The sequence below is a fragment of the Fusobacterium perfoetens genome, from assembly GCF_021531475.1.
Classification (GTDB): domain Bacteria; phylum Fusobacteriota; class Fusobacteriia; order Fusobacteriales; family Fusobacteriaceae; genus Fusobacterium_B.
The window spans coordinates 1-10910 of record NZ_JADYTX010000049.1 but is presented as its reverse complement, the minus strand read 5'-3'; the positions used below and the strand labels follow the sequence as shown (position 1 = coordinate 10910).

The window sequence follows — 10910 nt, the reverse complement described above, 5'->3', positions numbered from 1 at the left end:
ATATATATCTATATTTTACAATTTTAATGATAAAATCACAAGAAAAAAATAATTTATATATTTTTTTCAAAAAATGGTTAAAAATTAAGAAAAATAGAAAAAAAATTAAGTTATTCTTAACAAATGTAAAATTTTAGTTGCAAAAATCTGTTTTTTTATATATAATAATAGGACATAAACTATGTCTTTTTCTAAAAAGATTAATTTTTTACTAAGGTTTTAAGTAAAAAAAGAGTTTAGGTGTATAATTTAATAAACAATAAATTTTTATAAATATTAGGAGGAAAGATGTTCGAACACAATCACGGTAAAGAGATAATAAGTTTATCATCTGTTGGGTCAATATTCTCAAATCTAGCAGGAGCTGAGTTAAAAAAAGCTTTAAAACAAGGTAAAAATGTTGTGGCTATTTCAGGAATGGTAGTTAAACCAGGAGTTTATGAAATTTTAGAAACAACTACACTTGCAGATTTAATAGAAATGGCTGGTGGAATGGTTGGGCATAAAAAATTCAAAGCTGCACAATTTGGATTACCATTTAGAAATTTAGTTAAGGAAGATGCTTTAGATAAACCAATTGATATTGGATTATTTGAAGATGGAGCTACAAGAAATATTATAATCTTATCAGAATCTGACTGTATGGTTTCGTTCTCAAAATTCTATTTAGAGTATTTACTTGCAAACCTACAAAGAAGAGGATATTTAGAATATTCAAGAGTTGAAGAAGAGATGAAACGTTCTTGGAGAGTTCTTGATAGAATTTCTAAAGGAAAAGGAAATATGAGAGACTTATTCCTTTTAAGACACCTTTGTGGAATAATAATGGACACTCTAAAAAGAAAAAGAAATCTTGTTATAGAATCAATTGAAAAATTCTATCACGAATTTGAAGAACATATAGAAAATAAAACTTGTCCAGCAGGGCAATGTATCCAATTATTACAATTTAAAATCACTGATAAATGTATAGGATGTACAGCTTGTTCAAGAGTTTGTCCTGTAAATTGTATCTCTGGTTCTATAAAACAAAAACATACAATAGACAACACTAAATGTACTCACTGTGGTCAATGTGTTGTAGCTTGTCCAGTAGGAGCTATATTTGAAGGAGATCACACAACTCAACTTCTAAGAGATATTGCAACACCTAACAAAATAGTTGTAGCACAGATCGCTCCAGCAGTAAGAGTTGCAATCGGAGAAGCTTTTGGATATGAAGCAGGAGAAAACGTTGAGAAAAAATTAGTTTCAGCTTTAAAAGCTATTGGTATTGACTATGTATTTGATACTAGCTGGGCTGCTGACTTAACAATAATGGAAGAAGCAAAAGAATTCCAAGAAAGATTAGAAAAATACTATGCAGGTGACAAAGATGTTAAACTTCCAATACTAACTTCTTGTTGTCCAGCTTGGATAAAATTCTTTGAACAAAACTATCCAGATATGCTAGATGTACCATCATCAGTAAAATCTCCAATGGAAATATTCTCAACAGTTGCAAAAGACTTATGGGCAAAAAGCGTAGGACTTTCGAGAGAACAAGTATCAGTAGTTGCTATTATGCCTTGTCTTGCTAAAAAATATGAAGCATCAAGAGAAGAGTTCTCAAGAGGAGATAACTACGATACAGACTTAGTTATCACAACAAGAGAGTTAATAAAACTATTCAAACAATTAAATATCGACCTTAAGGAAATGGAAGATGAAGACTTTGACAATCCTTTAGGAGAATATTCTGGAGCAGGAATAATCTTCGGAAGAACTGGAGGAGTTATCGAAGCTGCAACAAGAACTGCTGTTGAATCTATAACAGGAGAAAGATTAGACAACGTTGAGTTTGAAGAATTAAGAGGTTGGGACGGATTCAGAATTGCTGAAATCAAAGTTGGAGAATTAAACTTAAGAATAGGAATTTCTCATGGACTTGAAGAAACAGCAAAAATGCTTGACAAAATAAGAGCTGGAGAAGAATTCTTCCACGCTATCGAAATCATGGCTTGTAAAGGTGGATGTATCGGTGGTGGAGGACAACCAAAAGCACTTAAAAAAGTTGAAGTATTAAAGAAAAGAGCAGAAGGACTTAACAATATAGATAAAAATCTTCCAATCAGAAGATCTCATGAAAATGAATCTGTAAAAGAGTTCTACAAACAATACTTAGACTATCCATTAAGCCGTAAAGCTCACGAATTATTACATACAAGATATTTCCCAAAATTCAAATAAAAATAATATAGAATTTTGATTTTAAACTCCCTAGAGATAGGGAGTTTTTATTTAGCTTGAAATTATGGAAAATATGTTATAGAATTAAAATAGAAAACTAATTAATAAAACAAATTTATTAATTCCTTGAAAAAACATTAAAACTGATTTACGGTCAGTCTAAAATATTGTATAATGATAAGTATAAATAAGTTTAAGGGGGAGAAATATGGAAAAAGATAAAAAATTATATTTAAAACTGTTTCTTTCAACATTTTATTTAAGTGCTTTTACTTTTGGAGGAGGGTATGTAATAGTTCCTCTTATGAAGAAAAAATTTGTTGAGGACTTAAAATGGATAGATGAAAAAGAGATGCTAGACTTGGTAGCTATTGGGCAATCAGCACCAGGACCTATAGCAGTAAATACATCTATTTTAGTTGGTTATCAAATAGCAGGGATAAAAGGAGCTATTAGTTCTATTACAGGAACAGTATTACCACCACTGTTAATAATAACTATAATTTCTTTTTTTTATAGTATTTTTAAAGAAAATGTTATAGTTAATTCTGCTCTTCAAGGAATGCAATCTGGAGTAGCAGCAATAATCTGTTTTGCAGTTTATAAGATGGCGAAAGATATTTTTAAAGAAAAAAAAATAAGTCAAGTAATAATAATGATACTTGCCTTTGTAGTAGCATATTTTTTAAAAGTAAATGTGGCACTAGTAATAATTATAGCAGCTCTATATGGGGTGATTAAAAAATGATATATTTAACTTTATATTGGAGTTTTGTTCAAATTGGACTTTTTAGTATAGGTGGAGGTTATGCAGCACTGCCACTTATTCAACAACAAGTAATAGAGATACATAATTGGTTGACTTTTGAAGAATTTACAGACCTATTGACAATTTCTCAAATGACACCGGGACCAATAGCTTTAAATGCTTCTACTTTTGTTGGAACAAAAATAGCTGGAATTTCTGGAGCAGTTGTAGCCACTTTAGGTTGTGTTACACCTTCTTGTATAATTGTTTTGACACTTGCTTATTTTTATTATAAATATAGAGAATTAAGAACAATAAAAAAAATTTTGGAAGTTTTAAGACCAGTGGTTGTTTCTCTTATTGGAACAGCGGGAGCTTCAATAGTTATAACAGCTTTTTGGGGACAAAAAACAATGGGAACTTTAGCTGAAATAAATAAAACAGCAGTGGTTCTGTTTGCTATCTGTTTTGGGATATTACAAAAATTTAAACTTAATCCAGTTACAGTGATAGTCCTTTCAGGGATAATTGGAGTAGGTATCTATGGAAAATTTATATAACTTCTTTTTATTTTGAAAAAATTATTTTATGGGGTATAATTATTATAAGGGGAAGATAAAAAATGGAGGTAGTCTATGAAAAAAATACTATATATTTTTCTTTTACTTATGATGATTGGCTGTGGAAAAGAGCCTGAAACTGAAAAAACTGTTGAAAAGTCTCAAAATCTAGTAGAACAAACTGTAAAAGAGGAACAACCTCAAGAGATAAAAGGTTTGGAGATAGTAAGTATAAAAACTAATTCGGATGATGAGCCTAGAATTGATATAGAGTTTTCTCAAGAGTTAGAGGGAGAAAATTTAGATGCCTTTATAAAAATATCTCCAGAAACTTCTTATAAAATTTTAAAAGATAAAAATAGAATTTTAGTTATAGGAAATTTTAAAATTGGAGAGGTCTATGATGTTGAGATTTTAAAAAATATAAAAGATAAAAATGGAAGAGTTTTAAAAGAAAATTATAAAAAAAGTATAAGTTTTAGAGAGATAGAACCAAAACTTTCTTTTTCTAGTGATGGAATAATTTTGCCTAGCATAAATAATAAAAAAATTGCTTTTAAATCTATAAATGTAAAAAAAGTCAGTGTAAAAATTAAAAAAATATATGAAAATAACTTTACACAATTTTTACAAGATTTTGTTTTTAAAGGAAATGGAAATATATTTGATTACCAAGTAGAAGATAATCTGTATAAAGTGGGAGATATAGTTTTTGAGAAAGATTACGACTTAAACTACGAGAAAAATATCTGGCATCAAAATGAGATAGAACTTGAAAATTTTCTTGATAATAAAGGATTGTTCTTGTTAGAAATCTCTTTTGATGAAAATGGTATCGATTATATATTCCCAGAGAATATAGAGAGTTGGCAAAAATATTCTTTGATAAGAAATAATGGACTTATAGGAAAAGCAATTTTATTATCAAATGTTGGAATAATAGCTCAAAAGGATAGAGAAAAAACTAACATAATCCCAATGGATATTTTGAAAAATACTCCAATAGAAAATGCCAAAGTAAAAATAATCTCTACAAATAATCAAGTTTTGGCAGAGGGAGTAACAGATTCAAAGGGAGAATTTTTATTCCAAAATAATGATAAGATGATGTATGCTTTAGTAGAAAATGGAGAGGAAAAATCTATTTTAAAATTTGAAGACTCAAGACTTTCTTATGATGGATTTGCTGTTGGTGGAGCTTTTTCATCTAATGGAGTGAAAAATTTTATATACACAGATAGAGGAATTTATAGACCGGGAGATGAAATCTATCTTTCTATGATAATTAGAAATGATAAAGGAGATTTTCCAGATAATCACCCATTAAAAATAAATGTGTACAGTCCAAGAGGAAAAAAAGTAGTTGATGATGAAGTTATAAAAGATGGAAAAGGTGGATTTTATACTTGGAAATTTAAAACTGACTTAGATTCTGAAACAGGAATTTGGAAGATAGAAGTTCAAGTTGGAGATAGAAAATTTGTAAAGGATATATCTGTTGAAACAATAGTTCCTTATAAAATAAAAGTAGAAACAGATATTCCAGAAAAAATAGATTTAAAAGAAAATGAGAAACTTAATGTATCAGTAAAATCTGATTATCTTTTTGGTGCTCCAGCTAATGATTTAAAATATAGTGTAGAATTAGATGTAAGAGAAAAAAAGATAAATTTTGAGAAATATCAAAATTATAATTTTAAAAATCCTACTTCATATAGTTATTATTATCAAGATTATAAAGATGGTGCACTTGATGAAAATGGAAAGGGAGAAATAATTTTTGATGTAAAAAGAATAGCTCCACAAAATATAAATCTTACAGGAATAGTTACTACAAGAGTTATTGAAACTGGTGGAAGACCTGTTATAAAAAAAGATATTGTATCTCTTAATAAATTTGATACTTATGTGGGAATTGAATTTCCAAAGGATAGATATATAAAAACTGGAGATAAAATAAATCTTCAAGTAGTGGCAGTGTCAGAGGACGGAAAAAATCTAGTTCCAAATAGAAAATTAAAATATAGAGTATATAAAAATGAATATTCTTGGTGGTGGGACTACGGAAGTTATAACTCTTTTGTAAAATCTATAAAAACTGATAGAAATACAACTCTTCTTTATGAAAAAGAATTTTTATCAAGTGATAAACCATATTTAATAGATTATGAGATGAAGGGAGAGGGAGAAGTTTTTGTTGAAGTAGAGGATATGGAAACAAAACAAAGTACTGGAGTTAATCTTTATGCAAGTACTTGGCAAGATTCTTCTACGAATAAAAAAATAGATAAATTAAAAATAGAAACTGACAAAGAAAAATATAATATTGGAGATACAGCAAAAGTTACTTTTGAGGGAACAAAAGGTGCAAAGGCTCTTGTAACTATTGAAAAATCTGGAAATATTTTGGATAAAGTTTGGATAGATGCAAATGAGTTAAAAAATATCTATGAAATAAAAGTTACAGAAAATATGTTTCCAAATGCCTATATCTCAATTGGACTTTTCCAAGATTATGAAAATTTAGAAAATGATAGACCACTTAGACTTTATGGAGCTATACCTATTCTAGTTGAAAATGAGGAAACAAAACTTAAAATAAAATTGGAAACTCCAAAAGAGATAAAACCAAATGAAAAATTTAAACTCCAAGTGAAAAATCTTGAAAATAAAAAAATGAAATATACTGTGGCAGTTGTTGACCAAGGACTTTTGGATATAACAGCTTTTGAAACACCAGACCCTTGGAAATATTTCTATCAAAAAGAGGCTTTACAAGGAAGTTATTTTGATAATTATTCTGAGATAATGGGAAAAACTTTTGGTAAAGTTCACGAGATTTTAAAAACTGGTGGAGATGGATTTGTTGAGGAGATGGCAAGTGTAGCTTCTATTCAAAGGGTAAAAAATATGGGAATAGAAGATGTACAAAGATTTAAACCTGTTTCAATGTTTAAAGGTGTTTTGGAAACAGATGAAAATGGCTTTGGAGAGGTAGAGTTTGAGATGCCTAACTATATGGGAGCTGTAAAAGTAATGGTAGTTGGTGTAGATTCACAAAAATATGGAAATGTTGAAAGCGAAATTATTGTGAAAGCTCCTGTTGTAGCTGATATTACTCTTCCAAGAAATTTAAAAGTTCAAGATGAGTTTCAAATTCCGATTAAAGTTTTTGCTCTTGAAGAAAATTTAGGAGAAGTCCAAGTAAAAGTAGAAAGTTTTGGAAAAATCCAAAGTCAAAAATTAGATTTTTCTAAAAAAGAAAATAAAACTATATACTTTAATGAAAAAGTTCTAAATGAAGTTGGAAACAGTAAGATAAAAATATCTATTTTGTCAAAGGATTACTCTTATGAAGATGTGGTGGATATAAATATCAATTCAAATAACCCATATATATATAATGAAGAAACTAAAATTTTGAAAAAATCTGAGGAAATTTCTTACGAGCAACCAAAAGATTATATAAAAGGAACTGTAAAATCTTATATAACTATCTCTAATGCTCCAATTCTTGGAATAGATAAAAGATTAAGTTGGCTTATAAGATATCCTTATGGCTGTGTAGAACAAACTACTTCTACAATGTTCCCACAAATTTATATTGATAGATTAACAAGAAGTCAAAGATTTAATAGAGCTGAGATTTTAAAAAATATTAACGGTGGAATAGAAAGACTTATTAAATTCCAACTTTATGATGGATCTTTTGCTTATTGGATTGGTGGAGAAACTGATATTTGGGCAACAAATTATGTGGGATATTTCTTAGTAGAGGCAAAAAATCTAGGTTATTATATACCAAATGATATGTATGAGAGATGGAGAGATTTTACAAGAAAACTTACAAAATCTTCTGATGTAGATTTTAATATAAGAGCCTATGCAATCTATATTTTATCATTGACTGATACTCCAGAGGTTAGCCAATTAAATATGATTTATGAAAATTATTTTGATAAATTAAATAATATAAGCAAATGGTTTATCGCCTCAGCTTATAAAAATATTGGAGAGGAAAAACTAGCTAAAGAGATAGGAGATAAATTAGATTTTTCTATTAACAATAATGAAGAGTTTAGAAATTATTCTTATGGCTCTGATATTCGTGATAAATCTATAATTTTAGGTGCTTATTATAATATTTTTGGAAAAGTTGATAAAAAATTATATAATGAAATTTTAAATGAGATAAAATCTGATGAATGGTTATCGACTCAAAGTTTAGGTTACTCTTTGATGACCCTTGCAAAATTAACAAATGGTGGAATTTCTCAAGAGGTAGAGGGAGATATTTTAATAGACAGCGAAAGAATACCATTTAAAACTCAAAATGGAATTTATGGAACTAGTATTCCTGAAACTTCTAAAAATATAAAAATAGTTTCTAGAAGTGAAAATAATATTTTCTTAGAATATTCTTGGGAAGGTGTTCCTATAAATTATCAAATGGAAGATATAGAAAAAAATATAAAAATTGAAAGAAATTATTATGACATCAATGGAAATGTTATTGACCCTAAAATTTTATCATCTGGAGATAGTTTTTGGCTAGAAATTAAGTTACTTCCTACTGATAAAGAAAAATCTTTCTATATAAATGAGATGGCTCTTGTGCAAATCTTACCAACTGGTTGGGAGATAGAAAATATAAGAGCAGTGAACGGAGAATATCCAGAGTGGATTTTATCGAAATTAAAAGAAAATATAGATTATGAAGATATAAGAGATGACAGAGTTATGTGGTTCTTTGATTATGACAGTTATAATGACTCTAATGAAAGTTTCTTTATCAAGGTAAATGTTGTAACAAAAGGAAAATTTGATTTCCCTGGAACAAAAGCAGAGGCAATGTATGATAAAAATTATCAAGCTTATCTGAAGGGATTTGAAGTAGAGGTTAAATAATGAAAAAAATTTGTAAAATATTAGTTTTACCTATTATTTTGCTCTTTGGAATAAGTGGATATATATATTTTAATTTTAATATATATAATGTAGAAAAAATTTTTGAGGACAGATACAGTGTGTCTGTCCTTGATGATAAAGGGGAAATAATAGGAGTTTCACTTAATAAAGATGAGCAGTGGCATTTAAAAAGTATCGACGAAATTCCAGAAAAATTAAAAATATCTGTGATAAATTATGAAGATAAAGATTTTTATAAACATTTTGGTGTGGATTTTACATCTCTTATAAGAGCTGTAAGAGATAATCTTATAAAAAGAAGAAAAACAGGAGCTAGTACAATAACTATGCAGGTGGCAAAATCCCTTAAGCCAAAGGAAAGAAATATTTTTAATAAATATATTGAGATTATTCAAGCTATAAAGATTGATAAATTTTTTGAAAAAGATGAGATACTTAGAATGTATCTTAACAACGCTCCTTATGGTGGAAATATTGTAGGATATAAAACAGCATCATATTTGTATTTTCAGAAAAAACCTGATGAACTTACTTGGGGAGAATCTACACTGCTCGCAGTTCTTCCAAATTCTCCAGGGCTTATGAATGTGGAAAAAAATCAAAATAAACTCCTTAAAAAAAGAGATTTTTTGCTGAAGAAACTTTATGATAAAAAAATAATAAATAAAAGGCAGTATGAAATCTCTTTGAAAGAGCCATTACCTGATAAAAGATACTCTTTTAAAAATTTAGCTCCACATCTTACAAGGAGAGTTATAGAAGAGAGAAAAGAAAAAATAATAAAAACTACTATTGATAGTGAGCTACAAGAAAAAATAGAAAAAATATCAAAGGATTATTCAGACTTTTTAAAAACCCAAGGGATAAAAAACTTAAGTGTACTTCTTATAGATAATAAAAGTTCTGAGATAAAATCATATATAGGCTCGCAAGATTTTTATGATTTTGAAAATAATGGACAAGTAGACGGGATAATTGCAAAAAGATCTCCGGGATCACTTCTAAAACCTTTCCTTTATGCTGTGGCTATTGATGAGGGATTAATTGCTCCATGTTCAAAAGTTCCAGATGTACCCCTTTATTTTGTGAATTTTAGCCCACAAAATGCCAATAAAAAATATTATGGAATAGTTGAAATTCAAGATGCTTTGATAAAATCTTTAAATATTCCATTTGTTGAGCTTTTGAAGGAGTATGGTGAGGAAAAGTTTTTTTATTTCTTAAAGGAAGTTTTGGGATTTAGTGATGACAATCCAGCAAGATATGGATTATCTCTAATACTAGGAACAAAAGAATTTACTATGGAGGAGATAGGAAAATTATATTCTGGACTTGCCAATTTTGGAGATTTCAGATCTCCTATATATATAGATGTAGGAACTAGAAATTTTTTAAAAGAAAATAGACATCTGTCAAAGGGTGCCTCATATTTAACTTTGAATACTATTAAAAAATTAGAAAGACCGGGAATGGAAACTCTCTATAAAGAAAAAAATCCAATCTCTTGGAAGACTGGGACTAGCCACGGAAGAAGAGATGGTTGGGCAGTTGGTGTAACACCTGACTGGACTTTAGTTATCTGGGTAGGAAATTTTACAGGGGAAGGAAACTCCAATCTTACAGGAGTTTATAGTGCAGGAAATCTTTTATTTAGGATAATGAAAATTTTACCAAAAAAACAAAAAGAATTCCAAAAGCCAAATGACCTTGTAAAAATAAAAGTAGATGAAGAAACTGGATATCGTCTAAAATATCAAATTCCATCAAAGGAGATTTTATATCCTAACGATGCTAAACCTTTGAGAACTTCTCCATACTACAAAAAAATATTTGTAGATGATAATGGGCAAGAGATTGACTCCAGAGATAAAAATTTTCTAAATAGAAAAGAAAAAATAATTCTTAACTATCCAATAGAGGTTATAAACTTTTTTATAAGAAATGGTTTTGATGTATCAAATATCTTTGGAAATGCTTCTAAGAAAAAAGGAATAAAAATTATTTATCCAACAAATGGGCTTAGAATAACTATTCCTAAAGATTTTGACGGAGAAAAAGATCTGATTATAAAGATAGCAAATTTAAAAAATCAAAATCTATATTGGTATCTCAATGGAAAATATTTGGATAAAACTAGGGATAGGGAAAAAAATCTAAAATTAGGAAATGGAAAATATCAACTGACTATTATCTCAGAAGAGGGGGATATGGAAAAAATAAATTTTGAAATTTTAAGATAAAAATAATGGGACTATTGCAAGTTAAAAGCAGTAGTCCCAATTTTTTAATTTATAGGTTTGTTTAGTTTGAGATATCTTTCTATCATCTGATGACGCATATATTTTCTATCTAGCATTTTAACTTCTTTTGATCTGTACCCTGTCAAGTACTCAATTTAATTATCAACATTTTTTTCTTTAAATTTCCTATATTCTATTGGACTT

5 protein-coding genes are annotated in these 10910 nt (G+C 28.5%); all 5 read left to right on the top strand.

The annotated features are described in order from the left end of the window. The first annotated feature begins 288 nt into the window (after positions 1-288). The 5 genes from I6E15_RS09345 to pbpC all read left to right on the top strand — a co-directional run bounded on the left by I6E15_RS09345 (position 289) and on the right by pbpC (position 10706). Complete coding sequence (locus tag I6E15_RS09345; protein ID WP_235247519.1) at positions 289-2229, top strand: [FeFe] hydrogenase, group A; 1941 nt, start codon at positions 289-291, stop codon at positions 2227-2229. 208 nt (positions 2230-2437) lie between these two features. After that, positions 2438-2977: a chromate transporter gene (locus I6E15_RS09340; RefSeq protein WP_235247518.1), complete on the top strand. Its 540-nt coding sequence runs from the start codon at positions 2438-2440 to the stop codon at positions 2975-2977. Continuing rightward, positions 2974-3537 carry a chromate transporter gene (locus tag I6E15_RS09335; protein WP_235247517.1) on the top strand — a complete coding sequence of 188 codons (564 nt, stop codon included), beginning with the start codon at positions 2974-2976 and terminating at the stop codon, positions 3535-3537. Before I6E15_RS09340 ends, I6E15_RS09335 begins: the two co-directional genes overlap by 4 nt. A gap of 75 nt (positions 3538-3612) precedes the next feature. Beyond that, positions 3613-8445 carry an alpha-2-macroglobulin family protein gene (locus I6E15_RS09330; protein ID WP_235247516.1) on the top strand — a complete coding sequence of 1611 codons (4833 nt, stop codon included), beginning with the start codon at positions 3613-3615 and terminating at the stop codon, positions 8443-8445. Next, a complete protein-coding gene (gene pbpC / locus I6E15_RS09325; RefSeq protein ID WP_235247515.1) occupies positions 8445-10706 on the top strand; it encodes a penicillin-binding protein 1C in 2262 nt (753 codons plus the stop codon). Before I6E15_RS09330 ends, pbpC begins: the two co-directional genes overlap by 1 nt. Positions 10707-10910 lie beyond the last annotated feature (204 nt).

Coding starts and splice junctions, on each gene's coding strand:
- I6E15_RS09345 (WP_235247519.1), top strand. CDS start 289: ATGTTCGAACACAATCACGGTAAAGAGATAATAAGTTTATCATCTGTT.
- I6E15_RS09335 (WP_235247517.1), top strand. CDS start 2,974: ATGATATATTTAACTTTATATTGGAGTTTTGTTCAAATTGGACTTTTT.
- I6E15_RS09340 (WP_235247518.1), top strand. CDS start 2,438: ATGGAAAAAGATAAAAAATTATATTTAAAACTGTTTCTTTCAACATTT.
- I6E15_RS09330 (WP_235247516.1), top strand. CDS start 3,613: ATGAAAAAAATACTATATATTTTTCTTTTACTTATGATGATTGGCTGT.
- pbpC (WP_235247515.1), top strand. CDS start 8,445: ATGAAAAAAATTTGTAAAATATTAGTTTTACCTATTATTTTGCTCTTT.